The sequence below is a fragment of the Rhodococcus sp. ACS1 genome (genome assembly GCF_002300155.1).
In the GTDB taxonomy this organism is placed as follows: domain Bacteria; phylum Actinomycetota; class Actinomycetes; order Mycobacteriales; family Mycobacteriaceae; genus Rhodococcus_F; species Rhodococcus_F koreensis.
On the sequence record NZ_NSDZ01000001.1, the window covers coordinates 550,759 to 568,233 of the forward strand.

Below are 17,475 nucleotides of genomic sequence, written 5' to 3' on the forward strand. Positions count from 1 at the left end.
GGTGGCTGGGCACACCCGGCGGTTCGGCAACATTCAGCTTAACCGGCCACCCTGACGGTTCGTGCCGCGGACGATGGCCCGCAGTTTGTCCACGCGCCCCGCGATGTCACGCTCGCCGCCGTGGGTGGTGGGCTGGTAGTAGTCGACGCCGACGAGCTCGTCGGGCGGATACTGCTGCGCCAGTACCCCGTCCGGGTGGTCGTGGGGATATCGGTAGCCGACGGCGTTGCCGAGCTTGGCCGCCCCCGCGTAGTGGCCGTCGCGCAGGTGCGGTGGAACGAGCCCGGCGTTTCCCGCCGCGACGTCCGCCATCGCGGCGCCGAGCGCGGCGATGACGGCCCCCGACTTCGGCGCGGTCGCGAGGTGGATGGTGGCCTGGGCGAGGGCGAGGCGGGCCTCCGGCATCCCGATCAGCTGCACCGCCTGCGCGGCGGCGGTCGCGGTCTGCAACGCGGTGGGGTCGGCCATCCCGATGTCCTCGCTGGCATGGACGACCAGCCGCCGCGCGATGAAGCGGGGGTCCTCGCCCGCGGTCAGCATCCGCGCCAGATAGTGCAGGGCGGCGTCGACGTCCGAACCGCGGATCGACTTGATGAACGCACTGATCACGTCGTAGTGCTGGTCGCCGTCGCGGTCGTAGCGGACGGCGGCCTTGTCGACGCTGGCCTCCACCGTCGCGAGGTTCAGCAGCACCGGACGGTCCGCGTCACCGGCCTGGTCGAGCGCCGCGCCCGCCGCCGCCTCGAGCGCGGTGAGCGCCCGCCGGGCGTCACCGGCCGCGAGGCGCACCAGATGGTCCATCGCGTCGCCGGCGATCTCGATGTCCCCGCCGAGACCCCGCTCGTCGGTGCGCGCCCGCTCGAGGAGGTTCTCGATGTCGTCCGCCGTCAGCGACTGCAGTTGCAGGACCAGCGAGCGGGACAGCAGCGGGGACACCACGGAGAACGACGGATTCTCGGTGGTGGCGGCCACGAGCAGCACGATCCGGTTCTCCACCGCCGCCAGCAGTGCGTCCTGCTGGGTCTTGGAGAAGCGGTGCACCTCGTCGATGAACAGCACCGTCTGCTCGCCCGCGAGGAGCCGTCGGCGAGCGAGTTCGATGACGCCACGCACTTCCTTGACACCGGCGGACAGCGCGGACAGCGCCTCGAAGCGGCGCCCGGTGGCACCGGAGATCAGCGACGCCAGCGTGGTCTTGCCGGTGCCGGGCGGACCGTACAGCAGCACGGACGCCGCCCCCGACCCCTCCACGAGCCGCCGCAGCGGCGCACCGGGGCCGAGGAGATGCTGCTGCCCGACCACCTCGCCGAGCGTGCGGGGACGCATGCGCACCGCCAGCGGTGCGCGGTGGTCGACCGGCACCGGACCGGGAACCGAGCGCGGAGCCGCCGCCTCGTCCGGCTGCGCCGTCTCGAACAGGCCCGCCGACTCGTCCTCGCCGACATCCGAACCGAAAAGATCGCTCACAAGTTCGACGCTACTGGAACCCGCACCGTCCGACCCAGTCCGGCCGGACCTCGCGTCAGCCGACGGACAGTCCCCGGATCTTGTCGGCGATGACGCGGGCGTCGTGGGCGACCACCGTGTTCCCCGCGTGATCCGCCGAACGGGCCAGCTTGTCCCAGCGCTGGGTCAGCGCCTCGGACCGCGGCACCGACAGGTGATGCTCGCGGACGGCGGCGATCCGGGTGTGGTTGTCCGGCAGGAACAGGTAGGTGCTGAGCCACACCCAGATCAGTTGCGCCTCGACCATGCGGGCGGCGAGCACGTTGTCGTCGGCGAGCGCGGGCCACATCCCCACGACCTCCGCCCGCCAGGCCTCGATCATCGCCTGGGTGCGGTCCTCGGACAGTTCGATGCTGCACAGGCAACCCGGGAACGAGACCAGCGCGTACGCGATGTCGAGCATCGCGTCGCGGAACCCGCCCCACTCGTAGTCGAGGAACCGGACGCCCTCGTCGTTGACGATGATGTTGTCCGGGCACAGGTCCGACGGGCTGAACGCCCGGAACCGCCCGCTCTCGAACAGCTTCGCGGCCCGCGCCACCTGCTCGGTCAGCTCCGGCGAGACGTCGACACGGAGAATGTCGGACAGCAGACCGGGCACGGCGGGCACCGCACGCTCGACCTGCTCGGCCACGGTGTCGTCGCAGTGCGCCACCTCGGCGCGGCGCAGCAGCGCGGTGAAGTCTTCTTCGCGGCCCACGGTGGCCGCGTGCATGCGGCCGAGCGCCTGGGCCATGGCCATCAGGGTGTTGGTGACGGTGTCGGAATCGGAGTGCTCGAGCAGCGCGCTGATCGGGGTGGCGTCCCCGAGGTCGCTGAGCACGAGGAGCCGGGCTTCGAGGTCGGATGCGAGCAGTTCGGCTCCGGGGCGGCTGTCCGTCGCCAGCGCCGTGGCGAACTGGTACGAGACGGCCTCGCGGAGGAAGGCGCTGCGGCTGTCGCCGGACAGGTCGTCGGGATCGACGGCCCGCGCGCCGGACACACCGGACTCCTCGCGGACCTGCTTGATCACCAACGTCCGGGGGAGGGAGAACGGATTCTCCGCCACCCGCACACGGAGCACGATGGTGCGGCCACTACCGCCGAGATCCACGGGATCCACCAGTGTCACGGGTGCCCCTGTGCGACGGGTGAGCAGCTTCTCGGCTGCGGCAACTACCTCTGAAACGGGGTCTGCCAGTATTGCAGTCATCGCGGACCAACTTACCTGCTAGTGACACGGATCATCGAGTCCTCCTCCGGAAGCCCCGATGAATTTCAGCATTTCGGCTGATCCGGTGCGAGTACTTCCATCGGCGCCACGTCAACCGACACCGCAATGGTGCTGTTTCGTGCCTCTGTGTATATGACACCGCGCAGCGGCGGCACGTCGGCGTAGTCCCGGCCCCACGCGACCACCGTGTACCGCTCGTCGACGAGCTGGTCGTTGGTGGGGTCGAAGGCCAGCCACCGGTCCCCCGGCATCCACACCGCGGCCCAGGCGTGCGTCGCGTCGACTCCGATCATCCGTTCCTTGCCGGACGGCGGCTGCGTCGCCAGGTACCCGGACACGTACCGGGCCGCGAGTCCGCGTGAGCGCAGGCAGGCGATGGCGAGCCGGGCGAAGTCCTGGCAGACGCCCGACCGCTTCTCCAGCACCTCCGCGACCCGCGTCGAGACCGACGTCGACCCCGACTTGTACTCGAAGTCGCGGTGGATGCGGGTCGTGAGATCGACCACCGCGTCGACGAGGGGCCGTTCCGGCGGGAAACTCGGTGCCGCGTACTCGCGGACCGCGTCGCCGATCTCGGGGGGATCGAGGTCGAGCACGAACTCCTGCGCCATCGCGCCCTCGGTGCCCACGGGCCGGGACAGCTCCCACGGCGCGTTCGCCGGTGCGGCGGCGAGCCTCGCCTTGTCCGGTCCGTAGACCTCGATCTCGGATTCGGCCGCCACCACCAGTTCCTCGTGCGGCGTGCTCACCTGGAAGTACAGGTCCCGGTTGCCGTACACGTCCGACCCGGTGGAGCGGTCTGCGGGCGGCGGTGTGATGTCGACGACGGAAGCGACGCACCGCTGTTCCTCGGTGTCGCGCGGCAGGAGGTAACCCCGGCCGTACGACGAGGTCACCGGCCCCGAGTACGTGTACGTCGTGCGGTGGGTGATCTTGTATCTGCGCAGAACCGGACGTTCCGCTGCCGGGTCCGTGCGGGGCGTCGTGCCGGTCATGCGGAGACTCCGCCCGGGGAGGTGCTCCACGAGGTGCCGCTGCCCCACAGCGGCTGGGTGCCGCCGGGCAGCGACAGCTGACCCTTCAGCATCACGTCGGACAGTTCGCTCAGCAGTGCGCGCATCGTGGTCGTCAGCTCACCCAGCTCCTTCCGGGACCCGCCCGCGTCGACCGATTCGAGTCGGACGGGGTCGACGCGCCGCACGGTGTTGACCATGTCCTCGGCGAGCCGCTCCGCACGGGACGCACCCGAGGCGTCCGGCAGTGCGGCCAGATTCGTGCGCAGCGCCTCCAGTTGGAACGCCAGCGACCGCGGGTTCTTCACGTCGAACAGCAGCAACTCGGCGACGGCCGCCGGGCGGATACTGCGGTTGCGGCGGCGGTAGACCACGGAACTCTCGGTGGCGACGAGAAGCGATTCGATCACCGCCCGTTCGGTCGCGGGATCCGTCCTCCGCCCGAGGGTGGAGTCCACCAGCGCGATCAAGGTGGATGCCCTCTCGATCCGTTTGCCGATGTCCATGACGTGCCAACCGGTGTCGCGAACCAGCGACTCCGCGGCGACCCCGGACAGCGCGAGCATGCCGCCGAGCACCGCGGACTGCGCCTCGAACAGCGCGGACCCGTCGTCGACGGTGTCGGCCGCGACCTGTCCGAGCGCGCGTTCGACGGAGCTGAGGACGGCCCAGATGTCGTTCGACAGTTGCCCGCGCACGGCCCGCGCGGCCTGCTCGACGCCGCGCACCGCGTGGGCGAGCGACCCGTCCCGGTCCGGGTCCGCCGTCAGCGAGCGGAACTCGGAGCGCACCCGCCGCTGGTCGGTGACCGCATCGGAACCCGAGTCGGCCACGGCGCGGTTCCCGGCGTCGGCGACCCGCAGGACCGTGTTCAGCAGGATCGGGAGGCTTCCGCCGCCCGCCAGCCACGGTCGCAGGCGGTAGTCGCGGTACTTCTCCCCCACGGCGATCATCAGCCGGGCCGCACCCTCGGCGCGCTCGGCGAACCGGCCCATCCAGAACAGTTCGGTCAGCGCGCGCGGCGACGTCATCAGGTCGGACGTCGTCGCCGCATACGTGGGCAGGGTCTCCCCGTCCCGCTCGGCGCCGTCGCCCGGGTCGGTGGACGCCGTGCGCTGCGCCAGCCGGATCCACACGTCCTTCGCCCCGGCGTGGCGGCGGTCCCCGCGCTCGGCCCCGGGAACGAGGGACGTGCCGAGACCGCCGGCCATCGGCGTGAATCCCACCTGCTGCGCAACGCTGAACAGCCGCATCCCGACCGGTGCGAGCACGACGTCCCCTGATCCACCGGCGGCGGGTGCGTACGAGGGGTCCGGGACGATCTGCCCGACCCACCGCCCGGGTTCGGCCCGCACCCGGTCCAGCAGGGTGTCCCGGTCGGCGGCATCGAGGTCGGCGGGCACGATCGGCGCACCCCCGTGCACCGCGCGCAGCACCATCGACGAGGCGTTCGCGAGGATGTGCGACAGCTCCGACCGGTCGCCGCCCCAGAAGCTCGGAACCGACGGCAGCAGCAGGTCCTCGTCGAGCAGCCGTCGGCACAGGTCCGGAAGCAGCCGGGTGAGGGCGGGGTTCTCGAGGATTCCGCTGCCGAGGGTGTTGACGACGGTCACCGCGCCCCGCCGCAGCACCTCGACGAGGCCGACCACCCCGGACCGGGAGCCGGGGCGCAGGTCGAGGGGGTCGGCGAGGTCGGCGTCCACCCGCCGGACGATGACGTCGACGCGTTCCAGACTGCCGAGGGACCGCATCCACACGTGGCCGTCGCGGACCACCAGGTCGGCACTCTCCACGAGCGGGAAGCCGAGGACCGTCGCCAGATACGCCTGATCGAATGCGGCCTCGGACCGGGTGCGGGGGCTGAGGACGACGACGAGCGGGTCCTCGGTGCCCGCGGGAGCGGCGTCGATCGCCGCGAGCCGCATCGACTGGGCGAACGAGGACAGCGGGCGCGGTCCGACCGTCTCGTAGATACCGGGCATCGCCCGTGCGATGACGCGGCGGTCCGCCATCGCGTAGCCGGCGCCCGCCGGGGACTGCGTGTGGTCGCGCAGCGCGTGGAACGTGCCGTCCGCCCCGCGGCCGACGTCGAGTCCGTGCAGGAACAGCTGGTGGCGGCCCGGCACCGTGATGCCGTGCGCCGCACGGACGTAGCCGGGGTGCCCGAACACCGTGCGGGCCGGGACGGCGCCGCTCCGGACGAGGGTCATCGGTCCGTACAGGTCCGCGAGTACCGCGTCGAGAAGCCGGGAGCGCTGCACGAAGCCCGCCGCCAGCTGCTCCCACTCCTCGGCCGCGACGATCAGCGGGACGGCGTCGATCTCCCATCGTGGCGGTGCGATCGGCGCGTCCGAACCGTCGAGGGGGTTGTAGGTGATCCCGTGGTTGTCGACGAGCAACCGGATGCGGGACTGCAGGCGGCGGACGGAGTCCGGCCCGCCGTCCGTGAAGTCCTGGGCCAACTCCGCCCACGGTTCCCGGAGGCCGCCGTCGTGGTCGAACAGTTCGTCGTAGCCCGCGCCGTCGTGCGGCGAGACGCTCATCAGGCCCTCCGCCGCTGCGCCACGGAGCGTTCTTTCCGCGCCTGCTCGAGCAGCCGGCGGGGATCGCCGCCGCTGCGGAGTCGCAGCGCCAGGACCAGGACGCCGGCGACGACGATGCCCACCATGTTGACCCCGAGTTGCAGCGCCGCCAGTGCCGCGACGCGCCATTCGCCCACGGTGACCGCGACGACGGCGAATCCGGCGGCCGGAACGGTGGTGACGGAGATGAAGACGCCGACGAGCGCCGCCGACTTCGAGGACACGAGCGCGAGCATGCCCGCCGCGCCGGCGAGGAGCGCGACGATCAGCGACAGCGGTCCGACCCGGTAGATGAAGTCGACCTGGTCGAGGGACTCGATGCTCTCGAACTCCATCCAGCCGACCTGCTCCATCAGCAGGGTCGCGACCAGCGTCGCCGCCATCGCGAACGGGAAACCGAACAGCAGGGCGATCAGCGACCGCCGCGCCAGCCCCAGCTTGCGCCGCATCAGGGCGACGGCGAGCGCGGCGAGCGGTCCGAACTCCGGTCCCACCACCATGGCCCCGACGACGGTGATCGGCGAGTCGGTCACCACACCCACCGCGGCCAGCAGGCACGCGATGGTGAGGAACGCGAGGAAGGTGCCGTTGAGCGTCGACTCCTCGCGCGTCCGGCTGACCAGTTCCTCCCACACGACGCTGTCCGCGGGATCGCCCGGGGCCGCCTTCTCCGCCTCGTGTGCGGACTTCGAGAGCACCGTGTCGACGGGCTCCACCGTGATCGCGCCGGTGCGATCGATTCCCAGGGCCTCGAGCGCGTCGATCACGTCATTCGCGGACTCGCGGGCCACATCGGTCTGGATCGCGTCACCGGCGGGGTCGATCGCGGCGTCGCGCAACACCACCACATGGGTCGCGCCGGGTTCCGCGGCGAGCACACCGAGGACGTCCTCGGTGCGCTCGGCCGGACAGATCACTCGCAGGTGCAACATCGTGTCCCCCGGCTGTTCCGCGTCGTCCGGTCAATCGAGTCCACCGGCAGTTCGTGCCGGAGGACCCGCCTACTTGTCGGCGTGTGCGTCGGGCTTGGCCGCCGCGGCGTCGCCCTTCGGCTCCGGCTTGGCCGCCGCGGCGTCGCCCTTCGGCTCCGGCTTGGCGTCCACCCCGGACTCCTTGCGCTGCTGCGCGGTGATCGGAGCCGGAGCACTCGTCAGCGGATCGACGCCGCCACCCGACTTCGGGAACGCGATGACCTCACGGATCGAATCGACACCGGCGAGCAGGGCGGTGATGCGGTCCCAGCCGAACGCGATGCCGCCGTGCGGCGGGGCGCCGAACGCGAACGCGTCGAGCAGGAAGCCGAACTTCTCCTCGGCCTCCTCGTGGGAGATGCCCATCACCTTGAACACTCGCTCCTGAATGTCCTTGCGGTGGATACGAATACTGCCGCCGCCGATCTCGTTGCCGTTGCAGACGATGTCGTAGGCGTACGCGAGCGCGGACCCCGGGTCGGTGTCGAACGTGTCGATCGACTCCGGCTTGGGCGAGGTGAACGCGTGGTGCACCGCCGTCCAGGCGCTGTAGCCGAGTGCGACGTCGCCGCTCGCGGTGGCATCCGCCGTCGGCTCGAACAGCGGTGCGTCGACGACCCACACGAAAGCCCAGGCGTCCGGGTCGATGAGGTTCTGCTTGCGGGCGATCTCGCCGCGCGCGGCACCGAGCAGCGCCCGGGACGACTTGGTGGTGCCGGCGGCGAAGAAGATGCAGTCGCCCGGCTTCGCGCCGACGTGCGCGGCGAGGCCCTCACGTTCGGCGTCGGTGAGGTTTTTGGCCACCGGTCCACCGAGGGTGCCGTCCTCGCCGACGAGCACGTAGGCCAGGCCCTTCGCCCCGCGCTGCTTCGCCCACTCCTGCCAGGCGTCGAGCTGCTTCCGCGGCTGGCTCGCACCGCCGGGCATGACCACCGCCCCGACGTATTCCTGCTGGAAGACCCGGAACGTGGTGTCGGTGAAGAATTCGGCGCACTCGACCAGTTCGACACCGAAGCGCAGGTCCGGCTTGTCGGAACCGTAGCGGCGCATCGCCTCGGCGTACGTCATCCGCGCGATCGGCGTCTTGATCTCGTGCCCGACCAGCTTCCACAGCGAGGCCAGCACCTCCTCGGCGAGGAGGATGACGTCGTCCTGGTTGACGAAGCTCATCTCGATGTCGAGCTGAGTGAACTCGGGCTGGCGGTCCGCGCGGAAGTCCTCGTCGCGGTAGCAGCGCGCGATCTGGTAGTAGCGTTCGATGCCACCGACCATGAGCAGCTGCTTGAACAGCTGCGGGCTCTGCGGCAACGCGTAGAAGCTGCCCGGCTGCAGACGCGCGGGAACCAGGAAGTCGCGGGCGCCCTCCGGCGTCGACCGCGTCAACGTGGGCGTCTCGACCTCGACGAACTCGTGGTGTGCGAGCACGGCGCGGGCCGCGGCGTTGACCTTGGACCGCAACCGGATGGCATGGCCGGGGCCCTCACGGCGCAGGTCCAGGTAGCGGTACTTCAGGCGCGCTTCCTCACCGGCCTGGTCGTCCAGCTGGAACGGCAGCGGCGCGCTCTCGTTGAGGACCTCGAGGTCGGTGACGTTGACCTCGATGGCCCCGGTCGGGATCTCGAAGTTCTGGTTGCCCTCGGGACGCACCTCGACCACACCGGTGACCTTGACGCAGTACTCCGCGCGCAGACGGTGAGCCTGCTCGGCGGCGGCACCCTCCCGGAACACCACCTGGGACACGCCCGACGCGTCACGTAGATCGATGAAGATCACCCCGCCGTGATCACGACGCCTGGCAACCCAACCGGTGAGGGTTACGGTCTGCTGGGCCTGCTCGGCTCGCAATGAACCGGCGAGATGTGTGCGCAGCACGGGATTCCTTTCGAAACATGGGGCAAGCTACTTCGTTGGCTGAGATCCTACGGAGACACCGTGCGTGAGCGGAAACGCATACCCGCTTCACGTGCGAGGCTCGATCGGCACGCACCGGAAAACTGACGAGAAAGCGAAGACACATGACCTTCAACGAGGGCGCCCGAATGGACTCCGGCCGGGTGTCGACCGGAGGTGGGGGCGGCGGTGGCCTCGGCGGCAAGTTCGCGTTGGGCGGCGGCGCCGGCGGGCTGATCGTGCTGGTTCTGGCGCTGCTCCTCGGTGGCGATCCCGGTTCGCTGCTCGGCGGTCTCAGCGGTGCCACCGAGTCCGGCCAGAATTCCGGCGCGGGCCTCGAAGGGTGCGAGACCGGCGCGGACGCCAACCGCGACGTGAACTGCCGGGTGGTGTTCACCGCGGGCAGTCTCGACTCGGTGTGGGGACAGGAACTCGCGCAACAGACCGGCACCGCGTACGTGCCGCCGGAAGTCGTGCTGTTCTCCGGTTCCGTCAGCACCGGCTGTGGCAACGCCACCAGCGAGGTCGGGCCGTTCTACTGCCCGGCCGACTCGACGGCGTACTTCGACACCAGCTTCTTCCAGCTCCTCGTCGACCGCTTCGGGTCCAGCGGCGGCCCGCTCGCGCAGGAGTACGTCGTGGCCCACGAGTTCGGCCACCACATCCAGAACCAGCTCGGCGACATCGGACGGGCACAGGCCGACCCGCGGGGCGCCGACTCGGCCGCGGTGCGAACCGAACTGCAGGCCGACTGCTACGCGGGCGTGTGGGCCCACTACGCCGACACCCTCCCCGGCCCCGACGGCGGACCACCGTTCCTGAACACCCTCACCAACACCGACATCGACGACGCCCTCTCCGCCGCATCCTCGGTCGGCGACGACCGGATCCAGCAGTCCGCGGGCGCCCGGGTGAATCCGGAGGGCTGGACACACGGCTCCTCGCAGCAGCGCCAGAAATGGTTCGCCACCGGATACCGGACCGGCCAGGTACAGGCCTGCGACACCTACTCGGCACGCGATCTGAACAACCCGCCCGCGCTCCGCTGACCGGAATCCACCGACAAATTTTTTTGTCTTGACAGAATTTACTGTCGGTGCGACAGTGGACGCATGTTGGACCTAGCAGTGATCGATCAAGCGGCCGCCGCCGAGATCTCCCTGGACCCGGTCCGGGCGCGGTTGCTGGCGGCGCTCGCCGAACCCGGTTCGGCGAGTTCCGTCGCCGTGCAGGTGGGATTGACACGGCAGAAGGCCAACTACCACCTCCGGGCGCTCGAGGAGCACGGCCTCGTCGAACTCGTCGAGGAACGCAAGAAGGGCAACGTCACCGAGCGGCTGTTCCAGGCCACCGCGGCGTCGTACGTCATCTCCCCCGCCGCGTTCGCCGCCCTCGCGCCCGATCCCGACCGGGCACCGGACCAACTGTCGGCCCGCTGGCTGGTGGCACTGGCCGCGCGACTGGTGCGTGAGGTCGGCGAGTTGATCGCCGGCGCCACCGCGGCGCGTCAGCCGCTGGCCACCTTTGCGATCGACAGCGAGATCCGGTTCTCGTCGGCGGCCGACCGGGCCGCGTTCGCCGACGAACTCGGCGAGTCCGTGAAGAACCTGGTGTCCCGTTACCACGACGAGAACGCCCCGAACGGGCGCAGGCACCGCCTCGTCGTCGCACTGCATCCGAGCCTGAAAACACCGCCCGCGCAAGCGAAGTCATCCGACAACCGCCACGAGGAGAGCTAGCCATGTCGAAGAATTTCGAGATCCGTCGCGAAGTCGTCCTGAACGCCACCCCCGAGGACGTGTTCGCCGCCGTCACCACCGGCACCGGCGGCTGGATGTTCCCCACCGAACTCGATCCCGGGGTCGGCAGCGAGGGACCGGACGACCCCGCCGTCATCGCCTGGGAGCCGCCGCAGAAGTTCGCGGTCCGCCAGGAGGGCCCTGACGGCTGGTTCAACGCTCTCGAGTACCTCATCGAGGCGCGGGACGGCGGCACCGCGGTGCTGCGCTACGTGCACAGCGGCATCTTCACCGACGACTGGGACGCCCAGTACGACGGCGCCGACAAGCACACCACGTTCTACCTGCACAGCCTCGGCCAGTACGTCCGGTACTTCGCGGGCCGCGCAGCCACCTACATCGCGACCGGGGGCCCGGCGGCCTCCGCCGATCCCGGCGCGATGATCACGCTCCGCGGCGCGCTCGGCTTGTCCGACACGTCGACCGCCGGCGACACCGTCACCGTCGACGTCCCCGGATTCGGCACGGTGGACGGCGTCGTCGACTACCTGACGCCGCACTTCATCGGCATCCGGACCGCCGACGCGCTGTACCGGTTCTACGGTCGCAACGCATTCGGCGGAACGGTCGACGCGGCGCACCACCTGTTCGCCGCGGGCGCCGACCAGGAGAAGTCGCAGGACGCGTGGACGTCGTGGCTGGACGACGTCTTCGCGTGACTCTCCGTGGTGCCCGAGTTCAGGAGGCCGTGAATTCGCCTGTCCCCGGAATGTTCGGCGTGCTCGGGGTGATCTCGACACGGACGCGACCCGCCCCCGGATCGAAGTAGACGGCTGTCGGAGCCTCCAGACCGTCCCATCCGCTCAACGCCCATTGCTTCGTTCCGGAGGCGCCGGTGTCGAGGTTGCGCCAACGCAACGTTCCGTCGACCATGCAGACCCGGGAACTGCCCACGAAATGCGTCCTCAGCATGACGTAGTTCGGCCCGTACGGTCCCGGGTAGCCGGACGACGCCTGGGCGTCGATTCGGCCACCGCACACGCTGATGTCGCCGGGGTTCAGACCGTGCCCGATCGTGAACGTGGGTGTCAGCGTCGCCGTATCCGCAACGGCAGCAGTGGGTGCGCCGATCAGCGCGGCAGCGGCGAGCGACGCCACCACCGCCGAACGGCCTACCAGATTTCCCAAGGTCATGGCGCTCCTCGGTCGTGTGCGGCGGGCGAACCCCTCCCCCGTGTGTCTCCCGGGAATGCGGGGCGCGTTACGCGTCCGCACCGCCGGGGTCGACGTATCGTTCGTCGCGCGATCCATCCGGGCCTACGGCGCGGCCGATCAGCCGGTGGAACGGGCCTCAGAAGAGGGTGAGCGCCGGTCCGGGACGACCCGCCCCGACCAGTTCACGGCGATCCGGTTCGGGTTGTCCGGCCTCCCGGTGTTTCGCACCGCCGCCGAGACCGTATCGGTCGACGAGTGGGTCGACTCGCTGCCTCAGCCACGACTTGTATTCGGGCGGAACGTAGGCCGCCCGCCCGTACAACTGCCGGTACTGACGGACCAGCGCGGGATGCTCCGTCGACAGCCAGTTCATGAACCAGCCCTTCGTGCTGCCGCGTAGATGCATCGGAAAGACGGTCACGCCCGAGGCGCCGGCATCGGCGATCGATTCGAGCAGGCCGTCCAGGTGCCGCACCGAATCGGTGAGGAACGGAATGACGGGGGCCACCATCACATTGCACGGCAGCCCGGCGTCGGTGATCGCCCGGATCAGATCGAGGCGCGCCTTCGGGGTGGGTGTTCCCGGCTCGATCGACTTCTGGAGGTCGGGATCGTGGATCGCCAGCGAGACGCCGATGCTCACCGGGACCTGCCGGGCGGCGAGAGTCAGTAGCGGGAGGTCGCGCCGCAGCAGCGTCCCCTTGGTCAGAATCGAGAACGGGGTCGCGGATTCGGCAAGCGCGCGAATGATGCCGGGCATCAGACGGTACCGGCCCTCGGCGCGCTGATACGGATCGGTGTTGGTGCCGAGCGCCACGTGTTCACGCTTCCACGACCTGCGCCCCAACTCCTTGCGCAGCACCGCCGCGACGTTGGTCTTCACGACGATCTGGCTGTCGAAGTCGCGGCCCGCGTCGAGGTCGAGGTATTCGTGGGTGGGCCGGGCGAAACAGTAGCGGCACGAGTGCGAGCACCCGCGAAAGGCATTGACGGTGAACCGGAATGGTAGTTGCGACTCCTCGGGCATCTTGTTCAGCGCGCTCTTGCAGAGCACTTCGTGAAAGGTGATGCCGTCGAACTCGGGTGTCTGCACGCTGCGCACGAGTCCGGCGCGTTCCAGCCCCGGCAATGCACCGTCGTCGGCGTCGACCGCTTGCCCATCCCACCTCATGAGTACATGCGAACATTTGTTCTAACCGGTGTCAAGACTTCGCACCGGGTGGACACGAGATCGTCACCGTCGACCGCGCTGGTGAGCGCCGGATCGGGGCTTGCGACAATGTCGCTCATGTCGAACAGAAACAACGTCTCGTCCGGTTCCGAGTGGGAAGGCAAGATCGGCTATTCCCGTGCCGTGCGTATCGGGCAGCTCGTGTCCGTGTCGGGCACCACCGCGTCGGGTCCCGACGGCCCCGTCGGCGGAGATGATCTCGCAGAGCAGACCCGCGAGGCGCTGCGCCGAATCGAGGCGGCGCTCGCGGAGGCCGGCGCGAGCACGACCGACGTGATCCGCACCCGCATGTACCTCACCGACATGAGCCGGTGGGAAGAAGCGGGCATCGCACACGGCGAGGTCTTCGGCGAGATCCGTCCCGCCACGACAATCCTCGAGGTCAGCGCGCTGATCGCCCCCGGCCTGCTCATCGAGATCGAGGCCGACGCCGTCATCGGCGACTGACCGTCCGGGGAGGCGGCACCACGCCGACGAGCCCACGTCCGCCTCCCCGCCTACCGGTGGTCCACCGGAAGTACCCACTCTTCGACGACATTGGGTGAACAATTGTCGCGGTGAGCCCCCTGGGACGAATCGGTCGAGCGCTCCTCGCGTTCGCGCTGGTCGTTGTCATCGGCACGGTCGGATACATCGTCCTCGGCTTCGGGCTCCTGGACGCGCTCTACCAGACCGTCACCACGATCACGACCGTCGGATTCCGCGAAGTACATCCGCTCAGCCGCGTCGGAGAAATATTCACGATCATACTCATCCTTGCGGGGGTGGGCACCGCGCTGTACATGTTCGGCGTCCTCCTCGAGGCGCTCATCGAGGGCCACCTACGCCACCACATGGAGAGACGGCGAATGGATCGACGCATCAGCCGGATGACCGGCCACATCATCATCTGCGGATGGGGCCGGGTGGGTACTGCGAGCGCGCAATACCTCACCTCACTCGGCCGCGAGATCGTCGTCATCGACCGCGAACCGGACAGACTCCGGGATATCGAGCATCCCACCGTCATCGGCGACGTCACCGACGACCGGACCCTCGAAGCAGCCGGGATCGCGCATGCACACGCCTTGATCTCCGCGCTCGACACCGACGCCGACAACGTGTACGTCACGCTGTCGAGCCGGGCATTGCGCCCGGATCTCATCATCATCGCCCGCGCCCGGAACGAGGGGTCGATGTCCAAACTGGTACGCGCCGGCGCCAACCGGGTTGTAAACCCGCAACTGATCGGCGGCCGCCGAATGGGTTCCTTTGCACTGCAACCCCACGTGGCCGAATTCTTCGATGTGGTGATGCACGACGAAACCCTCGACTACCGAATGGAAGAGATCACCGTCGGTTCCGCTTCACCCTGGGTGGGATACACGCTCGCGCAGATGGGACTTCACGTAAGCGGCGCACTGCTGCTTGCGATTCGCACCGTCTCCGGTCAGTTCGTCGCCAATCCGGCGCCCACTATCCAACTCGAACCCGAAACGATCCTCATCGCTCTCGGAACCCCCGACGAACTCGATGCGGCACGCCACCACGTCAACCCGTAACTCCCTGCGCGGGTTGATCACCGGCCTACCCGAGGGCTCACACCGAACCGATGTGGGCGGCTCTCGAGGGGTCACCTCCCTGTGTTCTCTGCCGAAACAACCTCGGCTTCATCAGGTTTCCCAACGATCCGGACTCGACGAACTCGGTCGCGGCCGCGGATCGACAGATTCCGATCGAGGTCGACGGCCTCCGCCCCGCCCTTCTCCGGCGTCACCGTCCTGACCATCCGGGTTGGCCGGAGGAGGACACACATGCGATGAATGCGCGGGGTGAGGCATCGCCCATGAGAGGCCGCGCGGCCGGTTGGTCACCCGTCACGTTGTGGCGGATGCGTGTCATTCGCGCCCCAACCGCGCCGAGTGGCCCGATAATCGGGCGAGCACCGGTTGCGTCGTTGCCGGTGCATCGTCGCAGGAGGTGCCGAATTGCAATCCAGGACCGTTCTCAAACTCACCGGCGCCACGGTGGCCGCGGGAGTGCTGCTGGCCGGGGTGATGTTCCCGATCGCCGCCGGGCTGGGGTACGCATCCAACCGCGCCGCCGACAGCGTCGGTAACTCCTCGGCCGAACTGGCCGACGGGGTGGTGCCTGCGGTGACGACCATGACCGACGTCACCGGCAACCCGATCGCCTGGCTGTACGACCAGCGCCGATTCGAGGTCCCGAGCGACCAGATCTCCAACGACATGAAACTGGCGATTCTCTCCATCGAGGACCGACGGTTCGGCGAACACCAGGGGGTGGACTGGCAGGGCACGATGCGGGCGTTCTTCACCAACACCACCAGCGGTCAGATCGAACAGGGTGCCTCGACGATCAATCAGCAGTACGTGAAGAACTACCTGCTCCACGTGGTCGCCAAGACCGACGGCGAACGCCGGGCCGCGATCGAGACCACGCCGGTCCGCAAGATCCGCGAGATCCGGATGGCGATGACCCTCGACCAGGAACTCTCCAAAGAGGAAATTCTCACCCGGTATCTGAATCTGGTGCCGTTCGGCAACGGTTCCTTCGGTGTGCAGGACGCCGCCCGCACGTACTTCGGCATCGACGCCAAGGACCTGAACCTGGAGCAGTCGGCGATGCTCGCGGGCATGGTGCAGTCCAGCTCCGCACTCAACCCCTACACCAACCCGGAGGGGGTGTTCGAGCGCCGCAACGTCGTCCTGGACACCCTGGTCGTGAATGTTCCGGACCGGGCCGCCGAGATCCGCGCCCTGAAGGAGACGCCGCTCGGGGTGCTCCCGAAACCGAACAACCTGCCCCGCGGATGCATCGCCGCCGGCGACCGCGGGTTCTTCTGCGACTACGCGTTGCAGTACCTCCAGAACGCCGGACTGTCGCAAGAGCAACTCGAAAGGGGCGGCTACCTGATCCGCACCACCCTCGATCCGGCCGTACAGGGATCGGTGAAGTCGGCGGTGTCCACCTACGCCGACCCGAAACTCCCGGACATCGCGAGCGTGATGAACGTCGTGCAACCCGGGCAGGACCAACACCGGGTCCTGGCGATGGCGGGCAGCCGCAACTACGGCCTGGACGCAGCCGCCGCCGAGACGGTGCAGGAGCTGCCCTATTCCCTGTCCGGGCACGGCGCCGGATCGGTGTTCAAGATCTTCACCACGGCAGCGGCCATGGAGAAGGGGCTGCGTCTGAACGCGATCCTCGACGTACCGGGCCGGTTCGATGCCTACGGCATGGGCGACGGCGGCGCGCCCGGGTGTCCCGGCGGCGCCTACTGCGTGCAGAACGCCGCCCCGTATCCGCGGGCACTGTCGCTCACCGACGCCCTCGCCCAGTCACCGAACACCGCGTTCGTGAAACTTCTCCAGGCCACCGGGGTCGATGCGACGGTGGACATGGCGGTACGCCTCGGCATGCGGTCCTACAACGAACCGGGCACGTCCGGGTTCGGGGACCAGAGCCTGGCCGACATGCAGAAAGACCAGAATCTGGGGTCGTTCACCCTCGGCCCGGTGTGGATCAATCCGCTGGAGCTGTCGAATGTCGCCGCGACCCTGGCCTCACACGGCAAGTGGTGCCCGCCGAGCCCGATCGACTCCATCGTCGACCGGCAGGGCCGGCCGGTCCCGCTCACCCAGCAGGCGTGTGAGCAGGTCATCGATCCCGGCCTGGCCGACACCCTGTCCAACGCGCTCAGCAAGGACGACCTGCCCGGTGGCACGGCGTCGGCCGCGGCCGGCGCCGCCGGGTGGAAACTGCCGATGTCCGGCAAGACCGGGACCACCGAATCGCACATGTCGTCGGCTTTCGTCGGGTACACGAACAACCTGGCCGGCAGCGTCTACGTGTTCGGGGACACTCCGACCCCCGGCCAGATCTGTACCAGCCCGCTGCGCGCGTGCGGGGACGGAAACCTGTTCGGCGGCACCGAGCCGGCCCGCACCTGGTTCACGGCGATGATGCCGATCGCGAACAACTTCGGCCCCACCGCCCTGCCTCCGATCGACCCGCGCTACGCCCGCTGACCGGGTGGTGTGGAGGCCCGCGACGACCTGAGCGGGCCTCCACCCCTGTGCGGTTCAGCGCCACCCGGGTTCGGCACGCCGCCC

Annotated in this window: 14 protein-coding genes; 6 read left to right on the forward strand and 8 right to left on the reverse strand. The window is 69.2% G+C overall.

Going from position 1 to position 17,475, the window contains the following annotated elements; all coding sequences use genetic code 11:
* Positions 1-33 precede the first annotated feature (33 nt).
* The 6 genes from CJ179_RS02580 to aspS form a co-directional block, all read right to left on the reverse strand.
* Positions 34-1,467 carry a replication-associated recombination protein A gene (locus CJ179_RS02580; RefSeq protein WP_095860629.1) on the reverse strand — a complete coding sequence of 478 codons (1,434 nt, stop codon included), beginning with the start codon at positions 1,465-1,467 and terminating at the stop codon, positions 34-36.
* Positions 1,468-1,522: 55 nt separating this feature from the next.
* Positions 1,523-2,698 (reverse strand): phosphotransferase family protein, encoded by a 1,176-nt coding sequence (locus tag CJ179_RS02585; RefSeq protein WP_072942170.1) that lies wholly within the window; start codon positions 2,696-2,698, stop codon positions 1,523-1,525.
* A gap of 65 nt (positions 2,699-2,763) precedes the next feature.
* Entirely contained in the window at positions 2,764-3,714 is a 951-nt protein-coding gene (locus CJ179_RS02590) for a transglutaminase family protein (protein WP_095860630.1), read from the reverse strand.
* Positions 3,711-6,275 carry a circularly permuted type 2 ATP-grasp protein gene (locus CJ179_RS02595; protein WP_095860631.1) on the reverse strand — a complete coding sequence of 855 codons (2,565 nt, stop codon included), beginning with the start codon at positions 6,273-6,275 and terminating at the stop codon, positions 3,711-3,713. Before CJ179_RS02595 ends, CJ179_RS02590 begins: the two co-directional genes overlap by 4 nt.
* Positions 6,275-7,246, reverse strand: a complete 972-nt coding sequence (locus CJ179_RS02600; RefSeq protein ID WP_095860632.1) for a DUF389 domain-containing protein — start codon at positions 7,244-7,246, stop codon at positions 6,275-6,277. The genes CJ179_RS02595 and CJ179_RS02600 overlap by 1 nt, the downstream gene beginning before the upstream one ends.
* Before the next feature lie 69 nt (positions 7,247-7,315).
* Positions 7,316-9,157, reverse strand: a complete 1,842-nt coding sequence (gene aspS / locus CJ179_RS02605; RefSeq protein WP_095860633.1) for an aspartate--tRNA ligase — start codon at positions 9,155-9,157, stop codon at positions 7,316-7,318.
* Between the two features lie 143 nt (positions 9,158-9,300).
* On the opposite strand from aspS, the gene CJ179_RS02610 reads away from it, so the two are divergent.
* The 3 genes from CJ179_RS02610 (at position 9,301) to CJ179_RS02620 (ending at position 11,633) form a co-directional block, all read left to right on the forward strand.
* On the forward strand, positions 9,301-10,224 hold the full coding sequence (locus CJ179_RS02610; protein ID WP_095860634.1) for a neutral zinc metallopeptidase: 924 nt from the start codon (positions 9,301-9,303) through the stop codon (positions 10,222-10,224).
* Between the two features lie 63 nt (positions 10,225-10,287).
* Positions 10,288-10,914: a helix-turn-helix domain-containing protein gene (locus CJ179_RS02615; RefSeq protein WP_095860635.1), complete on the forward strand. Its 627-nt coding sequence runs from the start codon at positions 10,288-10,290 to the stop codon at positions 10,912-10,914.
* 2 nt (positions 10,915-10,916) lie between these two features.
* The gene (locus tag CJ179_RS02620; RefSeq protein WP_072942183.1) at positions 10,917-11,633 is read left to right on the forward strand and encodes an SRPBCC domain-containing protein; all 717 of its coding nucleotides are present in this window, start codon (positions 10,917-10,919) and stop codon (positions 11,631-11,633) included.
* A gap of 19 nt (positions 11,634-11,652) precedes the next feature.
* Here the strand turns inward: CJ179_RS02620 and CJ179_RS02625 are convergent, their stop codons facing one another.
* Together CJ179_RS02625 and CJ179_RS02630 are read right to left on the reverse strand one after the other, a co-directional pair.
* The gene (locus CJ179_RS02625; RefSeq protein ID WP_095860636.1) at positions 11,653-12,108 is read right to left on the reverse strand and encodes a hypothetical protein; all 456 of its coding nucleotides are present in this window, start codon (positions 12,106-12,108) and stop codon (positions 11,653-11,655) included.
* Between the two features lie 157 nt (positions 12,109-12,265).
* Positions 12,266-13,300 carry an Rv2578c family radical SAM protein gene (locus CJ179_RS02630; protein ID WP_095860637.1) on the reverse strand — a complete coding sequence of 345 codons (1,035 nt, stop codon included), beginning with the start codon at positions 13,298-13,300 and terminating at the stop codon, positions 12,266-12,268.
* Between the two features lie 108 nt (positions 13,301-13,408).
* Between CJ179_RS02630 and CJ179_RS02635 the strand changes: the two genes are divergently transcribed.
* The 3 genes from CJ179_RS02635 (at position 13,409) to CJ179_RS02645 (ending at position 17,391) form a co-directional block, all read left to right on the forward strand.
* Positions 13,409-13,807, forward strand: a complete 399-nt coding sequence (locus tag CJ179_RS02635; protein WP_072942187.1) for a RidA family protein — start codon at positions 13,409-13,411, stop codon at positions 13,805-13,807.
* A gap of 110 nt (positions 13,808-13,917) precedes the next feature.
* Positions 13,918-14,901, forward strand: coding sequence for a TrkA family potassium uptake protein (locus CJ179_RS02640; RefSeq protein ID WP_072942189.1), 984 nt, complete (start codon positions 13,918-13,920; stop codon positions 14,899-14,901).
* A gap of 426 nt (positions 14,902-15,327) precedes the next feature.
* Positions 15,328-17,391: a transglycosylase domain-containing protein gene (locus CJ179_RS02645; RefSeq protein WP_095860638.1), complete on the forward strand. Its 2,064-nt coding sequence runs from the start codon at positions 15,328-15,330 to the stop codon at positions 17,389-17,391.
* The last annotated feature ends 84 nt before the right edge of the window (positions 17,392-17,475 follow it).

Coding starts and splice junctions, on each gene's coding strand:
- CJ179_RS02600 (WP_095860632.1), bottom strand. CDS start 7,246: ATGTTGCACCTGCGAGTGATCTGTCCGGCCGAGCGCACCGAGGACGTC.
- CJ179_RS02590 (WP_095860630.1), bottom strand. CDS start 3,714: ATGACCGGCACGACGCCCCGCACGGACCCGGCAGCGGAACGTCCGGTT.
- CJ179_RS02625 (WP_095860636.1), bottom strand. CDS start 12,108: ATGACCTTGGGAAATCTGGTAGGCCGTTCGGCGGTGGTGGCGTCGCTC.
- CJ179_RS02585 (WP_072942170.1), bottom strand. CDS start 2,698: ATGACTGCAATACTGGCAGACCCCGTTTCAGAGGTAGTTGCCGCAGCC.
- CJ179_RS02630 (WP_095860637.1), bottom strand. CDS start 13,300: ATGAGGTGGGATGGGCAAGCGGTCGACGCCGACGACGGTGCATTGCCG.
- CJ179_RS02595 (WP_095860631.1), bottom strand. CDS start 6,275: ATGAGCGTCTCGCCGCACGACGGCGCGGGCTACGACGAACTGTTCGAC.
- CJ179_RS02610 (WP_095860634.1), top strand. CDS start 9,301: ATGACCTTCAACGAGGGCGCCCGAATGGACTCCGGCCGGGTGTCGACC.
- CJ179_RS02620 (WP_072942183.1), top strand. CDS start 10,917: ATGTCGAAGAATTTCGAGATCCGTCGCGAAGTCGTCCTGAACGCCACC.
- CJ179_RS02635 (WP_072942187.1), top strand. CDS start 13,409: ATGTCGCTCATGTCGAACAGAAACAACGTCTCGTCCGGTTCCGAGTGG.
- CJ179_RS02615 (WP_095860635.1), top strand. CDS start 10,288: ATGTTGGACCTAGCAGTGATCGATCAAGCGGCCGCCGCCGAGATCTCC.